The sequence below is a fragment of the Blastococcus sp. SYSU DS0539 genome (genome assembly GCF_054050855.1).
The window spans coordinates 346,966-364,560 of sequence record NZ_JBJHAF010000003.1; the positions used below are offsets into that span (position 1 = coordinate 346,966).

General features: G+C 76.3%; 13 protein-coding genes and 1 pseudogene. 6 read left to right on the forward strand and 8 right to left on the reverse strand.

All coding sequences use genetic code 11. The annotated features are described in order from the left end of the window. Positions 1-31: 31 nt before the first annotated feature. Entirely contained in the window at positions 32-979 is a 948-nt protein-coding gene (pheA, locus tag ACI790_RS05930; protein WP_456568861.1) for a prephenate dehydratase, read from the reverse strand. 110 nt (positions 980-1,089) lie between these two features. Here pheA and ACI790_RS05935 point away from each other — a divergent pair, with 110 nt between their 5' ends. Next, on the forward strand, positions 1,090-2,769 hold the full coding sequence (locus tag ACI790_RS05935) for a GGDEF domain-containing protein (RefSeq protein ID WP_456568862.1): 1,680 nt from the start codon (positions 1,090-1,092) through the stop codon (positions 2,767-2,769). A gap of 101 nt (positions 2,770-2,870) precedes the next feature. Next, positions 2,871-5,633, forward strand: a complete 2,763-nt coding sequence (locus ACI790_RS05940; protein ID WP_456568863.1) for a diguanylate cyclase domain-containing protein — start codon at positions 2,871-2,873, stop codon at positions 5,631-5,633. Positions 5,634-5,648: 15 nt separating this feature from the next. Here ACI790_RS05940 and ACI790_RS05945 read toward each other — a convergent pair whose 3' ends face one another. Beyond that, entirely contained in the window at positions 5,649-6,713 is a 1,065-nt protein-coding gene (locus tag ACI790_RS05945) for an MFS transporter (RefSeq protein WP_456568864.1), read from the reverse strand. Between the two features lie 265 nt (positions 6,714-6,978). Here ACI790_RS05945 and ACI790_RS05950 point away from each other — a divergent pair, with 265 nt between their 5' ends. Then, a complete protein-coding gene (locus ACI790_RS05950) occupies positions 6,979-8,454 on the forward strand; it encodes a diguanylate cyclase domain-containing protein (RefSeq protein ID WP_456568865.1) in 1,476 nt (491 codons plus the stop codon). A gap of 106 nt (positions 8,455-8,560) precedes the next feature. Then, positions 8,561-9,157, forward strand: a complete 597-nt coding sequence (locus tag ACI790_RS05955) for a TMEM165/GDT1 family protein (RefSeq protein ID WP_456568866.1) — start codon at positions 8,561-8,563, stop codon at positions 9,155-9,157. Between the two features lie 39 nt (positions 9,158-9,196). Here ACI790_RS05955 and ACI790_RS05960 read toward each other — a convergent pair whose 3' ends face one another. Next, complete coding sequence (locus ACI790_RS05960; protein ID WP_456568867.1) at positions 9,197-10,084, reverse strand: haloalkane dehalogenase; 888 nt, start codon at positions 10,082-10,084, stop codon at positions 9,197-9,199. A gap of 145 nt (positions 10,085-10,229) precedes the next feature. On the opposite strand from ACI790_RS05960, the pseudogene ACI790_RS05965 reads away from it, so the two are divergent. Next, positions 10,230-10,981: pseudogene (locus ACI790_RS05965) on the forward strand (MerR family transcriptional regulator). A gap of 42 nt (positions 10,982-11,023) precedes the next feature. Here the strand turns inward: ACI790_RS05965 and ACI790_RS05970 are convergent. The 4 genes from ACI790_RS05970 to ACI790_RS05985 are packed head-to-tail and all read right to left on the reverse strand — an operon-like array spanning position 11,024 to position 14,622. Then, positions 11,024-12,001: a glycine betaine ABC transporter substrate-binding protein gene (locus ACI790_RS05970; RefSeq protein ID WP_456568868.1), complete on the reverse strand. Its 978-nt coding sequence runs from the start codon at positions 11,999-12,001 to the stop codon at positions 11,024-11,026. Next, positions 12,001-12,816 carry an ABC transporter permease gene (locus ACI790_RS05975; RefSeq protein ID WP_456568869.1) on the reverse strand — a complete coding sequence of 272 codons (816 nt, stop codon included), beginning with the start codon at positions 12,814-12,816 and terminating at the stop codon, positions 12,001-12,003. Before ACI790_RS05975 ends, ACI790_RS05970 begins: the two co-directional genes overlap by 1 nt. Then, positions 12,813-14,000, reverse strand: coding sequence for an ABC transporter ATP-binding protein (locus ACI790_RS05980; RefSeq protein WP_456568870.1), 1,188 nt, complete (start codon positions 13,998-14,000; stop codon positions 12,813-12,815). The genes ACI790_RS05975 and ACI790_RS05980 overlap by 4 nt, the downstream gene beginning before the upstream one ends. After that, positions 13,993-14,622 (reverse strand): ABC transporter permease, encoded by a 630-nt coding sequence (locus ACI790_RS05985; RefSeq protein ID WP_456568871.1) that lies wholly within the window; start codon positions 14,620-14,622, stop codon positions 13,993-13,995. The genes ACI790_RS05980 and ACI790_RS05985 overlap by 8 nt, the downstream gene beginning before the upstream one ends. Before the next feature lie 254 nt (positions 14,623-14,876). Between ACI790_RS05985 and ACI790_RS05990 the strand changes: the two genes are divergently transcribed. Further along, complete coding sequence (locus ACI790_RS05990) at positions 14,877-15,959, forward strand: FUSC family protein (protein ID WP_456568872.1); 1,083 nt, start codon at positions 14,877-14,879, stop codon at positions 15,957-15,959. Positions 15,960-16,078: 119 nt separating this feature from the next. Here ACI790_RS05990 and ACI790_RS05995 read toward each other — a convergent pair whose 3' ends face one another. Beyond that, positions 16,079-17,581 (reverse strand): glycerol-3-phosphate dehydrogenase/oxidase, encoded by a 1,503-nt coding sequence (locus ACI790_RS05995; protein WP_456568873.1) that lies wholly within the window; start codon positions 17,579-17,581, stop codon positions 16,079-16,081. Between the last annotated feature and the right edge of the window lie 14 nt (positions 17,582-17,595).

The following is a 17,595-nucleotide window of genomic DNA, read 5'->3' on the forward strand; positions in this document are numbered from 1 at the left end:
ACTCGGCGAGCGGGGCGACGAGCGACGAGCCTCAGACCGAGCCGGCGCGCACCCCGGCCAGCCACGACCGCGCCTCGGCGAACGCCGCGTCCGACGACTCGTCGGGCACCGCCCGGTTCTCCCGGCCGTCGGCACGCGGGTAGGAGCCGAGGAAGCGGACGTCGTCGCAGAGCCGGTGCAGCGCGGCCAGCGCCTCCCCCACCCGCGGATCGGCGACGTGGCCCTCGCAGTCGAGCGAGAAGGAGTAGACGCCGAGCCGCTGCCGGGTCGGGCGCGACTCGATGCGGGTCAGGTTGATGCCGCGGACGGCGAACTCCCGCAGCACGTCCAGCAGCGCACCGGTGCGGTCACCGACGACGACGGTCAGCGAGGTCTTGTCGTTGCCGGACGGTGCGGGCAGCGGGCCGGGGGGCTGCACGAGCACGAACCGGGTGACGGCACCCGCGTGGTCGGCGACGTCGTCGGCGAGGACCTCGAGCCCGTAGCGGTCGGCCGCGATCCCCGCGCACACCGCGGCGTCCACCTCCCCGGCGGCCACCGCGGCGGCGGCCCCGGCGGTCGACGCCGTCGGCAGCGGGGCGATGCCCGGGAGCAGCTCGGCGAGCCGCCCGACCGTCTGCGCCAGGGCGTGCGGGTGGCTGCCGACCGACCGGACGTCGGCGAGCGACGTCCCGGGGCGGACGGCGAGGACGAACGCCACGTCGAGGTAGACCTCGCGGGCGATCACCAGGGGGTCGCCGTCGGCCAGCCCGTCCATGGTCGCGGGCACCGAGCCCTCGACCGAGTTCTCCAGCGGGACCAGGGCGGCGTCGGCGTCACCCGACCGGACCGCGGCCAGCGCCGCGGCGACACTCGGGCGGGGGTAGCGCCGTCCCTCCGGAGTGGCAATCGCGCTGCTCAGGGCCGCTTCGGCGAAGGTACCCTCGGGCCCGAGATAGGCGAACCGCGTCGGAGACGGAGTGGATGGCATCCCGGGCATCCGACGAGGGTAGTGCGCACGGTACGAGGCGGTCGCCCCACCCCGAGAACGGGTGCGGGGGCCGGACAGCACCGGCCCGCGTGGGCCGCCTACCCGGAGTGGAGGGATGCGTGACCCCCGGCCCGGCCCGTGTCGCCCCCGGTGCGCTCCAGGCTGCGCTGTGGCGGCTGCTCGACGCAAGCGACCGGGAGGATCCCGCGCCCTTCCTCGCGCTCCTCGACGAGACCGACGGCGCCTTCGCCGCCGCCAGCGGGGAGCCCGTGTGGAGCGCGTGGCGGCACGCGCTGGACGCCCGGCGGGCCATGCTCGACGGCGACGAGGCGTCCCGGGCCGCCGGGGTCACCGCCGCCCGCGAGCTGCTGGACGAGTGCCCGGTGTCGTCGGAGACGGCCCTGCTGATGGCCTACCTCGCCCACATCGAGATGACCACCGACCACCTCGACCACGCGATGCTGCTGTCGGTCGACGCCAGCCTGCTCACCGACGGGCAGTCCGCGCAGCCGTCCCGCCCCCTGCTGCAGGCGCACCGCTGGCTGTCGATGACGCTGTCCGGCCTGGACCTGGAGGAGCTCGCCGTCTCGCACGCCGTCCGCGGGCACCAGGTGGCGGCCGCGCTGCCGGACGTCGGTGACCGCGGCCGGCTGCTGCTGCTCACCGCCCGCCAGCACGTCGAGCTCGCCCAGACGCTGCGCCGCCGGGGCGAGAACGACCGCGCCGCCGAGCTGGCCGGCGAGGCGATCGCCCGCGCCGCCGAGGCCCGGGCGCTGGACTGGGACGCCGAGCAGGACGACGCCGACCTGCTGGACGTGGTGCAGGGGTGGGCGCTCGTGTGCAGCGGGGACCTCGACGCCGCGCTGGGCCCGCTGCGCCGCGTCCGCCGCTCGCTGCAGCGCGACGGCGGGCTGTGGCTGCGCGGCTACACCGACCTCGTGCTCGCCCGGCTGCTCGCCGCCCTCGCCCGGCGGGACGGCGATACCGCCGCCGGCGAGGAGGCGATCGACCTGCTGGTCGACGCCTCGGGGGCCTTCGCGGCCGCCGGTGACCGCCGCCGCTACCGGCAGAGCCTGCTGGAGCTCGGCCAGGGCTACGCCGACCTCGGGCGCCCGGCCGAGGCGCTGTACTGGCTGGAGGCCTACCGCGCCGACACCGGCCGCGCACACGCCCGGGGCCGGGAGCTGTGGGCCGAGATGTTCGTCCGCCGCAGCCGGCTGCGCGAGGCCGAGCGCCAGGCCGCCCTGCTGCGCCGGCACGCCCTCGAGGACCCGCTCACCGGGCTGGGCAACCGGCGCAGCGCCGAGCGGCGGCTGGGCGCGCTGCGGCTCGGCGAGGAGCCGCTGTCGCTGGCCGTCGTCGACGTCGACCGGTTCAAGGAGGTCAACGACGACACCTCGCACACCCACGGGGACGCCGTGCTGCGCCGGGTCGCCGACCTGCTGCGCGAGCACAGCCGGACCGGCGACGAGGTGTACCGGTGGGCCGGCGACGAGTTCCTCGTCGTGCTGCCGACGGCGACCGAGACGCAGGCCGTCGTGGTGATGGAGCGTCTCCGGTCCGCCGTCGCGGAGGCCGACTGGACCGACCTGCGGCTCTCCGGGCCGGTGACGGTCAGCATCGGCGTGGCGACCGCGCCGGCGGTCGCCGAGGGGCAGCCGAGCACCGTGGTCGGCTGGCGGGCGCTGTTCGACACCGCGGACCTGCACCTGTTCTCGGCCAAGCGCCTGGGCCGCAACCGGGTGCGCGCCCACGGTCCCGCCGACGCGGCCCCCGCGGACCGCGGGGCGAGTGCGTGAGCTTTCCGCACGCGTGGGACGGGAGGGACGAGACGGACGGAGGACGGCGCGTTTCCAGTCACCTGCTCGACACTGTCGGTGACGACATGCACAGTGCGGTCGTGCCACCGGGAGCCCTGCACCACCGGGTGACCGCCGCCCTCAGCAACTGGCAGCTCGACGACGCCGAGCAGCTGCTCGCCGGGGTCGAGCGTGATCCTTCGCCCTACGTCGCCGCCGCTCCGGCCGCCGACGCGCCCGAGGGCGCCCCCGTCTCGCTGGGCCGCGCCTGGGCCGACACGCTGCGCGCCGAGCTGCTGGTGCGCCGGCTGCGCGTCGCCGGGTTCACGCTGGTCGGCGAGCCGGTGTCCGCCGACTCCCCCGGCTCGCCCCCCGAGCCCGCGCTCGACCTGCACGCCGGCGTCGCCGAGCTGATCGACGGCCCCGGCCCCAGCGACGGCGAGGAGACCGACCCGCGGTCGGAGTCGGCCTCCCGCGCGGCGCTCGCGATCGCGCTGGTCCGCTCGGCGAAGGCCGCGTTCGACGCCACCGACGACGGCCTGCAGCGGGCCGCGGGCCTGGCCCGGCACGCCCGCATCGAGCTGCTGTCCCGGCGCATCGACGCCGCGATGGACGAGGCCGTCGAGGCGGCGAGCCTGCTCGACCCGGCGCTGCCGCCGAGCACGCTGCTGGTCGAGACGCTGGGCACCCTGGCCGGCGTCCTCGCCGACCTCGAGCTCATGCCGCTCGCGCTGGACTACCAGCGGCGGGCGCACGAGACCGCGCAGGCGGCCGCCGCCGACCCGGACCTGCTCGCCCCGGACGGCACCGACCCCGACGTGCTGGTCGCCGTCGCCGCCACCCGGCTGGGCGAGCTGTGCGCCGAGCTCGGCGAGGGGCTGCTCGACGACGGCGCCCCCGAGTCGGCCGCCCCGTACTTCGCGGAGGCCCGGCAGCTGGCCGAGCAAGCGCTGGTGCAGCTGCCGCCGGACGCCGACGGCGTCGTCCCCGCCCAGGTCGTGCACGGCTGGGCGCTGGTCGGCATGGGCGAGCAGGCCGCCGCGACCGGGCCGCTGCGCGCCGCCGTCCGGCTGTCCGCGGCGGCCGCCGACCGGGACCGGCTGGCCTCGGCGCAGCTGGCCCTCGGCCGCGCGCTGCGCCGCCAGGGCGACGGCCGGGCCGCCGACGAGCACCTGGTGGCCGCGCTGGCCCTGGCCACCGAGCACGGCCTGCCCCGGCTGCGCCGGGCCGCCCTGCGCGAGCTGTGCACGCTGCACGCGGACCTCGACGACGCCGGCCGCGCGCTGCCCTACCTCCAGGCCTACCTCACCGACGAGCTGGACCGGGTCGACGAGCGGCGCACCCGCTGGGTGGAGCTGTTCGGCCGGCGCAAGAGCCTGCTGGAGACCGAGCGGGCCGCCGGGCAGCTGCGCCGGCAGGCCTACGAGGACCCGCTGACCCACCTGCCCAACCGGCGCTACGCCGAGGCGCGGCTGGACGGCCTGCTGGCCGCCGGCGACGTGCCGGCGCTGGCCGTCGTCGACGTCGACCGGTTCAAGTCGATCAACGACACCATCGGCCACCCCGGTGGCGACGCCGTGCTGCGCTCGATCGCCGAGCTGCTGGTCGCCGGGGTGCGCGACACCGACGAGGTGTGCCGCTGGGCCGGCGACGAGTTCGTGATCCTGCTGCCGGAGACGACCGCCGAGCAGGCCGAGCGGGCGCTGGAGCGCATCCGCGCCTCGGTCGCCCGCTACCCGTGGTCGGAGCTCGGGCTCGACGTGCCGGTGACGATCAGCGCGGGCATCGCGTCGGCCACCCGGGGCGACGACCGCAAGACGCTGTTCGCCGCCGCCGACGGCGTGCTCTACGACGCCAAGCGCAGCGGCCGCGACCGCGTGGTGCGGCTCTCCGCCCTGACCCAGACGCGGGCCGACCCGCTCGGGCCGCCGGCCGGCGGTGCCCCGGTGGCCGGCGCCCCGGTGGCCGCCGTCCCCGCCGCCGTCCCCGCCGCCGTCCCCGCCGCACCGGCCACTGCCGCGCCCGGCGCCGTGCTCGCCGATCCGGTGGACGACGTCGTCCGCGCCGTCACCGCCGTGCGCGAGGAGGCCGCCGGCTTCGCCGCGCTGCTGGGCGGCGCGTTCCCGCCGCTGGGCACCGCGCGCCCCGGTGAGCCCCTGCTCGCCCCGGTTCCCGCGGCCGCGGAGCCGGCCGGTGCCGAACCGGCCGGACCCGAGCCGACGGCGCTGCCCGTCCCGCCGGCGAGCGCCGCCGAGCCGGCGGTGGTCTGGGCTACGGGCCGGACGACCGAGCAGGTCCTCGCGCTGGTCCGCGAGGCCCGCCGTGCGCACCCCGACCGCCCGGCGCTGGTGCTGCGCGCCGCCGCCGACACCCTCGTCGCGCTCGCGACGGAGCACGAGTCGGCCACGACCATGGACGTCGCGGCCATGGCGGCGGCGGTCGGCCCGCTGCCCGCGCCGGTCGGCCGCACGACGGTGCTCTGCGCGGGCGGCGCCGACGCCCCGGTCGCCGCCGAGGCGGCGTTCGTGGCCCGGGTCGCCGGCACCGAGGCCGTGCGCGTGGACGACGTCGCCGGCCGGACGGGCACCCTGCTCGAGGACCGGTCGCTGCTCGACGGGATCGACTGCCTGGTCGTCGTCGCCGGGATGGACGCCTCGCTGGCGACGATCGCCGGCTCGCTCACCGACGTCCCGGTGATCGCCGTGCCCACCTCGGCCGCGCAGCCCAGCGCGCTCGGCGGGCTGGGCGCGCTGCTGACGATGCTCAACTCGTCCGCGCCCGGCGTGGCCGTCAGCAGCATCGACAACGGCTACGCGGCCGGGGTCTTCGCCGCGCGCGTGGCCCGCCGCGCCGGACACGGCTGACCGCCTCGATCCCCGTCACCGCCGGTCGCGGAGCCCGCCGGCCACCGCGGGGACGACGGCCAGCACCAGGAGGGCCACCGCGAACATCCTGCCCAGGGCCCACGCGAGGAAGACCAGCAGCGACGCCAGCTCCGTGCCGGCGCCGGCCACCGAGGTGAGCGTCGCGCGGTACGGGCCGCTGATCCGCCGCTGCAGCTCCGCCTCGGCGGCCACCAGCACGGCCACGTACAGACCGTAGGCCGCGGCGAGCAGGCCGAGCGCCACCGCCGGCGGCGCCACGGAGGTGAGCAGCAGCCCGGCGCCCGAGGCCGCGAGCAGGGCGGCGAGGGTCCGTGCCCGGGGCCGGCCCGCCCGTCCACCGAGCGCGGCACCGGCTGCCCCGCTGAGGGAGACGGCCAGCACGATCCCCGGGACGGCGGCCGTCGGCACCCCGCGCTCGGCCGCCAGCACCGGGAAGAACTCCTCCATCCCGTCCAGCCCGCCGACCAGCGCCACGGCGGCGAGAGCGGCGAGCAGGGCCGGCCGGCGCACCGCCAGGACCAGGCCGGTGCGCAGCGGCTCCTCCTCGGCATCGCCGTCGGGCCGCGGCTCCGGAAAGCGCAGCGCCAGCGCCGCCGCGGCCAGGCAGACGAGCACGCTGACCCAGCCGACGAGGCGGTAGCCACCGAGGGCGTGCAGCCCGGTCGCGGCGAGCGCCGTCGGCACCTGCACCAGCAGCTCGGCCGCCGTCATGGCGCCGTTGACCCGGGCGAAGGACTCCGCCGCCCCGACGTCGGCCAGCCCGTCGTGCACCAGCGCCTCGGCGGCGCCCGAGGTGCAGGCCCCGGCCACGCCCCAGATCGCGAAGCCGGCCAGGAACGCCGGGAACGAGGGCAGCGCCGTCCACAGCGCGAACGCCGCCGCCTGCAGGCACCCGCCGAGCACGAGCGAGCCCCGGCGCGACCACCGGTCGGCCAGCAGGCCGGCCGGCACCTCGGCCAGGAGCGCCGTCAACGACCAGGCGGCGAACAGCAGCGACAGCTGGGCGCCGGAGAGCCCGGTCTCGAGGAAGAGCAGCGCGTAGAGCGGGTAGAGAGGCACCAGCTCCGAGAGCGCGGCCCAGCCCACGGCCAGCCGGGCCAGGGCCCGGGCCGCGGGTGGTGCGGGGAGGGATCAATGTCGGTGCATGGCCGGGACGGTAGCCGCGCCCGGCGCCGTCCGCAGCAGGTCTCCCTGCGGAGCGGGAACGGCTCCCCTTGACCCGTGCGGGGGAAACTGTTCCGGTACCCCTCAACACAGCGGGGCATCGGGCCGTTGCCGAAAAGGTGGGACCGCCCGGTCCCGCCTGCCCCGGAGGGACGCATCGATGACCGGCACGACCGAACCGGGCCCCGAGGGGTCGGGGCCCGGTCTGCCGGCGTCCGGGTCCCCCCTGCCCGGCATGGACGCCGACCCGGAGCTCGACGGCCTGGTGCGGGTCGCCGCCGCGGTGCCCGGGCTGCGCTACGCCACGGTGATCACGATGGACAGCCCGGTGCTGCGCGCGGTGTCCCTCCACGGCCGCAGCCGCGTCTCCTGGCCCCGGGACGCCTCGGTGAGCGCGGTGCTGGCCGCCCGCGGCCCCGGCGTGCACACCGTCGACGACCTGTCGGCCGAGCCCGAGTTCGCCACCAGCGCCTGGGTGGACGGCGGCCGGGCCCGGTTGCGCGGTTTCGCGTACGCGCCGGTGGTGCAGGACGGCGCCACCGTCGCCGCTCTCGTCGTCTTCGACGAGGTGCCGCACCGGTTCACCGCCGACGAGCGCGACCGGCTGGCCGACCTCGCCGCCCTGGTCGCCTCGCTCTTCCGCGCCCGGCAGCAGGCCCGCGAGCTCGCCGACCTCGCCGCCGCCACGCATCTCGCGCACCAGGAGCTGGCCCGCTCCACCGCCTTCACCCGCGCGCTGCTCGAGGTCCTCCCGGTCGGCGTCGTCGGCAGTGACACCGCGGGGCGGGTGACCCTGTTCAACGCCGCGTCCCGCCGGTGGCACGGCATCGACGCCGATCCGGCCGTCGAGCCGGCGGACATGGCCACCGCCTTCCGGCTCACCGACCCCGGCGGCCGCCCCCTGGAGCCCGTCGAGGTGCCGCTGAGCCGCGTGCACGCCGAGGGCCGGATCGACGACGTGGAGATGGGCATCGCCGGGCCGGACGGGCTGCGGCGCATCTCGTCCTCGGGCGTGCAGGTGCGCGACGAGGCCGGCGAGCTGCTCGGCGCGGTCGTGACCCTCTCCGACGTCACCGAGCAGCGGGCCCTGGAGGACGCGCTGCGCGAGGCGGCCCTGCACGACCCGCTGACCGGCCTGCCCAACCGCAACCTGCTGCTGGACCGCCTGGAGCAGACGCTCGCCGCCGCGTCCCGCGCCCGGCAGGCCATGGCGGTGCTGTACTGCGACCTCGACGGCTTCAAGCCGGTCAACGACACCGCCGGTCACGCCGCCGGCGACGAGGTGCTCGTGGACGCCGCCCGGCGGCTGCAGTCCGCCGTCCGGCCCGGCGACACCGTGGCGCGGATCGGCGGCGACGAGTTCGTCGTCCTCTGCCCGGAGGTCGGGTCGGAGCGCGCGGCCGGGGTGATCGCCGACCGGATCGCCGGGGCGTTCGGCGCTCCCCTGCGGCGGTCGTCCGGGGACGAGCACCAGGTGGGCATCAGCATCGGGATCACGATGTGCGGCCCGGAGGACACCGCCGACTCCGCGCTGGCCGCCGCCGACGCCGCGATGTACCGGGTGAAGGCGACCCGGCGCACCGCGGAGGTCCCCGCGCCCCGCGCCGCCGTCCCGGCGGCCGCCGACCGCGGCTGAGCGCTCCGGCGCCCTGCACGGCGCCCCGACGGCGGTCGCTACGGTCTGACCGTCGACAGTGACTGCCCGAGCCCCGCCCGGCAGTGCCGAGCGAGGAGTGTCTTCCGTGATCTGGTCGGTCGTCCTGGCCGCGTTCGTCCTGGTGCTGCCGGTCGAGCTGCCCGACAAGACGCTGTTCGCCAGCCTCGTGCTCGCCACCCGGTTCCCGCCGCTGCCGGTCTTCGTCGGCGTCGGGACGGCGTTCGGCCTCCAGGTGGCGATCGCGGTCACCGCCGGGTCGCTGCTGTCGCTGCTGCCCGAGGCCCTGGTCACCGGCGTGGTGGCCGTGCTGTTCCTGGTCGGGGCGATCATCCTGTGGCGCAGCGCGACCAGCGGCGCCGAGGACGGCGGGGAGGCCGCCGGCACCCGCGAGCAGGTCTCGTTCCTCCGGGCCGCCGCGATCTCCTTCGGCGTGCTGTTCGCCGCCGAGTGGGGGGATCTCTCCCAGCTGGCGACGGCGGGGCTCGCGGCCCGCTACGACGCCCCGGTGTCGGTCTTCGTCGGCTCCTGGGCCGCGCTGCTCGTCGTCTCCGGGCTGGCGGTCTTCCTCGGCAAGAAGCTTGCCGACCGGCTGCCGATCGCGCTGATCCGGCGGATCGCCGCCGGCCTGTTCCTCGTGTTCGCCGGCGTCGCCCTCGTCGAGACCGTCCGCGCGCTCACCTGATCCGGCCGCTCGGCATCCGGGCGCTCCGCATCCGGGCGCTCAGCGGAGCGTCGGGATCCAGTCGGCCACCGCGCGGCCGATCTCGTGCGGCGAGTCCTCCGGGACGAAGTGGCTGCCCGGGACGGTGACCTCGGTGAGCGCGGGCCAGCCGCGCACCACCTCGCGCTGGCGGCCGATCAGGATCGAGCCGGGATCGGCGTCGAGGAACAGCTTCGGGACGTCGCTGCCCGCCAGCCACGCCCCGTACCGCTCCACCCGCTGCACCACGGCCGCCGGCTCCCCCTCGATGGGGAGCTGGCGCGGCCACTCGAGGGTCGGCCAGCGGTCCTCGCGCCGGGCGAACGGCGCGCGGTAGCGGTCGTGCGCCTCGGGGGTGAGCCCGCGGGCCACCGAGGCCGGCAGGATCTTCTCGACGAAGACGTTCTTGTCCAGCACCGCGGCCTCGCCGTCGGGGCCACGCATGAGCTGGAAGATGTTGCGGGCGCCGGCCGGCCAGTCGTCCCAGGTCACCGGCGTGACGATCGCCTCGGTGAACGCGATGCCGCGGACCGCCTCGGGATGGCGGGCGGCCCAGTCGAAGCCGAGTCCGGAGCCCCAGTCGTGCAGGACCAGCGTGACCCGCTCGGTCGCCCCCACCGCCGCGAGGAACGCCTCCAGGTAGGTGGCGTGGGTGGCGAAGTCGTAGGTGCCCGGGCCGGGATCGGGCAGCTTGTCCGACTGCCCCATGCCGATCAGGTCGGGCGCCAGGCAACGGCCGAGGTGCTGCAGGTGCGGGATGACGTTGCGCCACAGGTAGGACGACGTCGGGTTGCCGTGCAGGAGGACGATCGGATCCCCCTCGCCGGCCTCCACGTACGCCATCTCGGCGCCCTGCACCTGCACGCGGCGGCGGGGGAACGGGTCGTCGGGGGAGACGTCGTCGGCCATGTACCGATCCTCACACGGGGTACCGGCGGGGCGCCCGGTGGCGGGCGACACCGGGGCGAGGTTCCGTCGAGCGCTTGACCCTGACGCGGCGTCAGGCTGTTGCCTTCTCCTCGTCGGAGAAGGGAGGGGTCCGATGACCGGTGGGATGAGCGTCGGCGACACCGCCGCGCTGGCCGGCGTCACGGTGCGCACGCTGCACCACTACGACCGGATCGGCCTGCTGTCGCCGTCCGGGCGCACGCCGGCCGGGTACCGACAGTACTCGGCGGCCGATCTGGAGCGGCTGCACCGGGTGCTGCTCTACCGCGAGCTCGGGTTCCCCCTCGAGGAGGTCGCGACCCTGCTGGACGACCCGTCCGCCGACCCCGCCGAGCACCTGCGCCGGCAGCACCGGCTGCTGCGGGACCGGCTGGAGCGGACGTCGGCGATGGTCGCGGCCGTCGAGAAGGAGATGGAGGCACGGAACATGGGGATCTCACTGACCCCGGAGGAGCGCTTCGAGGTGTTCGGCGACTGGCTGCCGGAGGAGTACGCCGCCGAGGCCGAGGAGAAGTGGGGCGAGACCGAGGCCTGGGCGCAGTCCCAGCAGCGGACGCGCGCCATGTCCAAGGACGACTGGCTGCGGGTCAAGGGCGAGTCCGACGAGGTCGAGCGCCGGTTCGCCGAGGCGCTGCGGGCCGGCGTCCCGGCCGACTCGGAGCAGGCGATGGACGCCGCGGAGGAGCACCGGAGCAGATCAGCCGGAACTTCTACGACTGCTCCCCGGAGATGCACGCCGGCCTGGGCCGGATGTACGTCGAGGACGAGCGGTTCACCGCGTACTACGAGCGGATCGCGCCCGGCCTGGCGCAGTACGTGAGCACCGCCGTCCAGGCGAACGCCGCCCGCCAGGGCTGAGGCGCGGCGCCCCGGTGGCCGGGCGCCGGGGTGCCGCGGCGGTCAGCCGCGGGTGACCAGCCCCTCGGACACCAGCCAGTCCAGCGCGACGTCGGCGGGCTCCTCCCCGCCGACGTCGACGCGGCTGTTGAGCTCGATCATGACCTCGTCGGTGAGCCGCGGGCTGATCTGCGCGAAGACGTCGGCGATCTCCGGGTTCTCCTCGAGGACCTCGGTCAGCACCACCGGGGCGGCGTTGTAGGCGGGGAAGTAGCCCCGGTCGTCCTCGAGGACGGTGAGGTCGAGGGCCGCGATCCGGCCGTCGGTGGTGAAGACCTCGCCGAAGTTGCACGCCCCGTCGTCGGTGGCGGTGTAGACCGCCCCGGTGTCCAGGACGCTGACGTTGTCCCGCGGCACGCCCTGGGGATCGCCGAGCGGCATGCCGTACGCCTCGAGCATCGGCTCGAACCCGTCGCCGCGGGTGGCGAACTCCGACTCCACGCAGAACGTCCGTTCCTCCACCGGCAGGGCGGCGACGTCGGAGAGCGTGGCCACCCCGCCCAGCTCCTCGACCGCCTCGGAGCGGACGGCGAAGGCGTAGGTGTTGTTCAGCGGCGCCGGCGGCAGCCAGGTGAGCCCGTTGGCCGCGTCGGCGTCCCGCACCGCCTCGTACTGCTCCTCCCGGTCGGGGATCCCCTCGGGCATCCCCAGGTAGTTCAGCCACCCGGTGCCGGTGTACTCCCACTGCACCTCGACCTCGCCGTCGAGCATCGCGGCCCGTGCCGGAGCCGCGCCGGGGATGCCGCTGCGGTCGACGACGTCGTAGCCGGCGGTCTGCAGGGCGATGACGGCGATCTTGCCGAGGATCAGCGCCTCGGTGAAGTTCTTGGTGCCGACGACGACCTCCGCGCCCTCGTCGGCGATCGGCTCGATCGCGCCCGGCTCGGCCTCCGGGGTGAAGGTGTTGGCGCTCTCCAGGCCGCAGCCGGCCACCAGCGCGGTCGACACCAGGACCGCCGCAGCGGCGAGCGGGGTGCGCATCACAGCCCCTTCGGCCGGGCGACGTGCTCGACGACCCGGCCCAGCCAGTCCACGGCCAGCGCGAGCAGCGCCACGAGCACCGCCCCGCTGATCAGCAGCGAGTCCAGCGACAGGGTGATCCCGGTGTTGATCAGCACGCCGAGACCGCCACCGTTGATGAACGTGGCCAGCGTGGCCGTGCCGACGAGCAGGACCAGAGCGGTGCGCACGCCGGCGAGCAACACGGGCACGGCCAGCGGCAGTTCCACGCGCAGCAGCACCGGCAGGGCGCTCATCCCCATGCCGCGGCCGGCCTCCACGAGGCGCGCGTCGACGCCCTGGATGCCGACCAGGGTGTTGCGCAGCACCGGCAGCGCCGCGTAGACGACGAGCGCGATGACCGTCGTCCCGAAGCCGAACCCCAGCCAGGTGGCCAGCAGCACGAACAGCCCGATCGCGGGCGCGGCCTGCCCGGTGTTGGCGATCGCGACGACCAGCGGGCTGAACCGGCGCAGCGGCCGCCGGGTGAGCGCGATGCCGAGCGGGATGGCGATGAGCAGCACGATCACCGCGGCGGCGACGGTCAGGTACAGGTGCTCGCGGATGCTGTTCCCCAGCACGTTCCAGCCGAGCTGCCGGGCCTCGGTGTCGCTGAGGTCGGCGGTGAGCCGCCACACCAGGAACGCGGCGACGCCGAGGACCACCAGCAGCGGCTGCAGCAGCAGCGCGCGCCAGCCGGCGTCCCCGGACGCGGACGCGTCGGCCTGCCGGGCGGTCTCCTCCGGCGGGGCCGGCTCCGGTGCTCCGTCGGCACGCAGTTCGGTGGCGGCGGTCATCCGGCGGCCTCCGTACGGGTCCGCTGGATGGCGGCCATCACCGTCTCCACCGCCATGACCCCGGCCAGGGCCTCGCGCCGGCCGGTGACCACGACGCCGCCCTGGCTGGCCGCGAGCATGGTGTCCAGCGCGTCGTTGAGGGTGGATCGCAGGTTGACGACCGGCAGCCGCTCGTCCACCGCGTGCGGCACCGTCGCCGTCCGGGCGAGCTCCGCCACGGTCGGCCAGCTGATCGGCCGGCCCCGGTCGTCGACCACCACGACGAACCCGTCACCGGCGGCCTGCGCCGCGGCCACCGCCTCCGCCGACGGGGAGCCCGCGACCGCCGTCGTGACCTGCCTCAGGTCGACGTCGCCGACCCGGGTGAGGGTGAGCTGCTTGAGCGTGGCGCCCGCGCCGACGAAGTCGGCCACGTACTCCTCCGCCGGCTCGGCCAGGATCCGCTCGGGGGTGTCGTACTGCACCATCCGCGCCCCGACGTCGAAGACGACGATCTTGTCGCCGAGCTTCACCGCCTCGTCGAAGTCGTGGGTGACGAAGACGATCGTCTTCCCCAGCTCCTCCTGGATCCGCAGCAGCTCGTCCTGCAGCCGCTGGCGGGTGATGGGGTCGACGGCGCCGAACGGCTCGTCCATCAGGAGGACGGGCGGGTCGGCGGCCAGGGCGCGGGCCACGCCGACCCGCTGCTGCTGCCCTCCGGAGAGCTCCCGCGGGTAGCGGTCGCGGTAGACGGCCGGCTCCAGCCCCACCAGCTCCAGCAGCTCGTCGATCCGGGCGGCGGTGCGCTCCTTGCTCCACTTCAGCATCCGGGGGACCATCCCGACGTTCGTCCCGACGGTCATGTGCGGGAACAGCCCGCCGGCCTGGATGACGTAGCCGATCCGCCGGCGCAGCTGGTCGGCGTCCTGGTCGGTGACGTCCTCGTCGCCCAGGTGGATGCGCCCGCTGGTCGGCTCGATCAGCCGGTTGAGCATCTTCAGCAGGGTGGTCTTCCCGCAGCCGGACGGGCCGACGAACATCACCGTCTCGCCGGCGGCGATCTCCAGGGTCACGTCGTCGACGGCGGGCTGCTCCTGCCCGGGATAGCGCTTCGTGACGCCGTCCAGGCGGATCGCCACCCCGCTGATCTGCCGGTCGCCGCTGGTCACCGCCGGGGCCGAGGGTGCGGACGCTGTCTCAGGCACGGATCCCCCTGGGGGTGGTGAGCCGACCCGCCAGCACGAGCAGCAGGTCGAGGACGAGCGCGAGCAGGACGATCGCGATCGTCCCGGTGAGCGCGGAGTTGAGGGCGTTGGCGCCGCCCAGCCGGGACAGCCCGGAGAAGATGAAGCCGCCGAGTCCCGGCCCGAGCACGTAGGCGGCGATGGCGGCGATGCCCATGACCATCTGGGTGGAGACGCGGACCCCGGCGAGGATGACCGGCCAGGCCAGCGGCAGCTCCACCCGCAGCAGCGTGGCCGCGCGGGTCATCCCGATGCCCCGCGCCGACTCGACCGTGGCGCGGTCGACGCCGGCGAGGCCCACCACGGCGTTGCGCAGCACCGGCAGCGCCGCGTAGAAGGTCACCGCGATGACCGCGGGGGTGATGCCGAACCCGAACGGCGCGAGCAGGATGCCCAGCAGCGCGAAGGCGGGGATGGTCAGGCCCACCGCCGACAACCCGTTGGCCAGCGCGGTCGCCTTCGGGCTGCGGTACACCAGCACGGCCACCGCGACGCCGATCAGCGAGCCCAGCAGGACGCACTGGACGACGAGGCTGACGTGCTGGAGAGCCTGGAAGCCGATGAGATCGGCGCGCTCGCTCACGTACTCCCACATCCGGCAACGCCTCCCGCCCCACGCCGTCGTCGGGGTCTCGTCGTCGTCCGGCCACGGATCCTGCGCCCGGTGGAGCGCCGTGCGGCGGGCCCGCACCGGCGGCGGGCTGCGTCCGGACCACGGTAGCCGCTGATCCCCCCGGGGGCGCACCGGGAGACGGGCACCCCCCGTCCGGCGACGGCGCGCCCCGCCCCGGGACCCGGCGCACGCAGGGGGCGCGGCACCGGTCATCCTGGGACGGGATGAGGGCCATATGGGTGTGGCTGCACCGCCCGGCCGCACAGCGGGGGGTGCGAGCCGCCGTCGCGGCGGGACTGGCCTGGCAGGTGGCCGTCCTGCTGCCGCCGCTGCTGTCGGAGTACGCCTACTACGCCCCGCTCGGCGCGGTGCTCGCCGTGCACCCGACGATCGCCGACTCGGCGAGCGCGGCGTGGCGGAGCGTGCTCGCGATACTGATGGGCTTCGCCCTGGCCTACGCCGTCTACGAGCTGACCCCGTCGGTGCCGGACGCCCTGACGATCTCGCTCATCGTCGCCCTGGCGATCGGGGTCGAGCAGTGGCGACGGCTCCTGCGCGACCAGGCGTCCTGGGTCAGTTTCGCCGCGGTCCTCATGATCACCGTCGGGGCGGGCCAGCCGGGGCCCTACGTCCTGCGGTACGCCGGCCTCACCCTGCTCGGAGCGGCCATCGGCGTGCTGGTCACCGCGGTGCTCTTCCCGCCGCTGCAGCTCACCCAGGCCGTCGACCGGATCACCGGGACCCGCACCCTCCTCGCCGAGCACCTGCAGGACATGGCCGGGACCCTGCGCGACGGGCAGGTGCCCGACCCTGCCCGGTGGACCGAGCGCAACCGCCGGCTGGACCGCTCGCTGGACCGCATGCGCGCCGCCGAGACCCAGGTCGAGCGCGCCCGCCTGGCCAATCCGCGGGCCCGCCGCTGGAAGGGGCGCGCGGAGAGCATCCGGGAGGAGTCCCGCGCGGTCGACCGCGTCGCCGTCCTCGTCGACGACCTCACGTCGCTGGTCGTCGAGTTCCACCCGCACCGCCGGGGCATCGACCACGCCGATGCCGGCACCGGCTGGGTGCTCGCCGAGGCCCTGGACGGGCTGGCCGACGTGCTCCGCGCCGGGGAGGGGACGGCGCCCGACGAGCGCGACGCCCGGATCGCGCGGGCCGACGACGCGCTGCACCGGCTGGTCGGCCTCGTCCGGACCAGCACGGTCTCCGACGACGAGGGCTTCTTCGCCCTCGGCGCGGTCGTCGTCGGGGTCCGCCGCAGCCTGTCCGCGCTCGGCGCCCGGGAATGCCTGCGCGCCGCGGCGTGAGCCTCGGGCGTGGACGGCCAGCACGCCGAGCCACGGCTCTGGGGGTTCTGCTCGCCCTCTGCGGGTGCTGCAGCACCACCCGAGCACGAACAACACCCCCAGAGCGCCCGGAAGCCGGGTCAGCCCTCCTCGGCGAGGACCTGCTCGGCCACCGGCACCGCGCGCTCCCGGTCGCCGGGAACCAGCCCGATGCGGGTGCGCCGGTCCAGCAGGTCGGCCACGGTCCGCGCGCCCTCGTGCCGGACGGCGAACCGCAGCTCCCCCACCGTCTCCGGCCGGCCGGCCACCACCAGCGCGGGCCCCAGCTCCTCGACCAGCGGCGCCTCCGTGCCGTAGCGGGCGACCAGCCGCCCCGGCGCCGGGACCCGGTCCAGCGCGACCCGCGGCGCCGCGCCGACCAGGGGCAGCCGGGCCGTGCGCGACCGCGCCGCCCCCCGCCCGAGCCGGGCGCCCACCGCGTCGACGGCCTCCGCCGCCATCGCGCGGTAGGTGGTCAGCTTGCCGCCGACGACGGAGAGGACCGGTCCGTCCCACGCCAGCAGGTGCCTGCGGGAGAGGTCGGCCGTCGCGCCCCCCGGTCCCGTGCCCGCCGATTCGGGCAGCACCAGCGGGCGGTAGCCGGCGTAGGCGCCGACCAGGTCCGCGCGGGTCAGCGGCTCGCCGAGCACCTGGTTCACCGTGTCGAGCAGCTGCTGCACCTCGACGTCCGACGGCGTGGCGTCGTCGTCGGGCACCGGGCCCTCCACCGGCTCGTCGGTGAGCCCCAGGTAGACCAGCCCGTCGGGCTGCGGCAGCGCGAAGACGTACCGCGACCGCGATCCGGGCAGCGGCACGGTGAGCGCCGCCGCCGGCGAGCCCAGCCGCGTGGCGGGCACCACCAGGTGCGAGCCGCGCGAGGGCACCAGCCGGAGCCGCGGCGCCAGCCGCTGCGCCCACACCCCGGTCGCGTTCACCACCGCGCCGGCGCGCACGGTCAGCGGCCCCTCGGCGGTGGTCACGTGCACGTCGGCGCCGTCGACGCCGGCCACCGTCGCGCCGGTCAGCACCCGCGCCCCGTGCGCGGCCGCGGTCCGGGCCAGGGCGACGACGAGCCGCGCGTCGTCGGTCAGCTGCCCGTCCCAGAAGACGACGCCGGCGCGGCCGGGCCGCACCGCCGGGGTCAGCCGCCCGACGTCGGACGCCGTCACCCGCCGGGTCGAGGGCAGCGACCGGCGCCCGCCGGGCACCGAGGCGCGCACCGCGTCCCCGAGCCGGCCGCCCAGCTCCGCCAGCGCGGTGACGTCGCGACCGGCCTCGTCGGGGACCAGGAACGGCAGCGGGCGCACCAGGTGCGGCGCCGTCGCACCCATGAGGACGGCGCGCTCGCGGGCGCTCTCCCGCGCCAGCCCGATCTCCCCGTGGGCCAGGTAGCGCAGCCCGCCGTGCACGAGCTTGGAGGACCACCGGCTGGTCCCGGCGGCCAGGTCGGTGCGCTCGCACAGCAGCACCGACAGCCCGCGCGACGCGGCGTCCAGGGCGACCCCGGCGCCGGTGACGCCGCCGCCCACCACCACGACGTCGACGCCCGAACCGGCCGACTCCACCAGGTCCCGGGCGCGGCGCGCGGACGACAGCGAACCCATCACGTCGTCCCCCG

Bases quoted from the DNA above. Each gene is read 5' to 3' on its own strand.
- pheA (WP_456568861.1), bottom strand. From the start codon at position 979: ATGCCCGGGATGCCATCCACTCCGTCTCCGACGCGGTTCGCCTATCTC.
- ACI790_RS05950 (WP_456568865.1), top strand. From the start codon at position 6,979: ATGACCGGCACGACCGAACCGGGCCCCGAGGGGTCGGGGCCCGGTCTG.
- ACI790_RS05960 (WP_456568867.1), bottom strand. From the start codon at position 10,084: ATGGCCGACGACGTCTCCCCCGACGACCCGTTCCCCCGCCGCCGCGTG.
- ACI790_RS05970 (WP_456568868.1), bottom strand. From the start codon at position 12,001: ATGCGCACCCCGCTCGCCGCTGCGGCGGTCCTGGTGTCGACCGCGCTG.
- ACI790_RS05975 (WP_456568869.1), bottom strand. From the start codon at position 12,816: ATGACCGCCGCCACCGAACTGCGTGCCGACGGAGCACCGGAGCCGGCC.
- ACI790_RS05990 (WP_456568872.1), top strand. From the start codon at position 14,877: ATGAGGGCCATATGGGTGTGGCTGCACCGCCCGGCCGCACAGCGGGGG.
- ACI790_RS05995 (WP_456568873.1), bottom strand. From the start codon at position 17,581: ATGGGTTCGCTGTCGTCCGCGCGCCGCGCCCGGGACCTGGTGGAGTCG.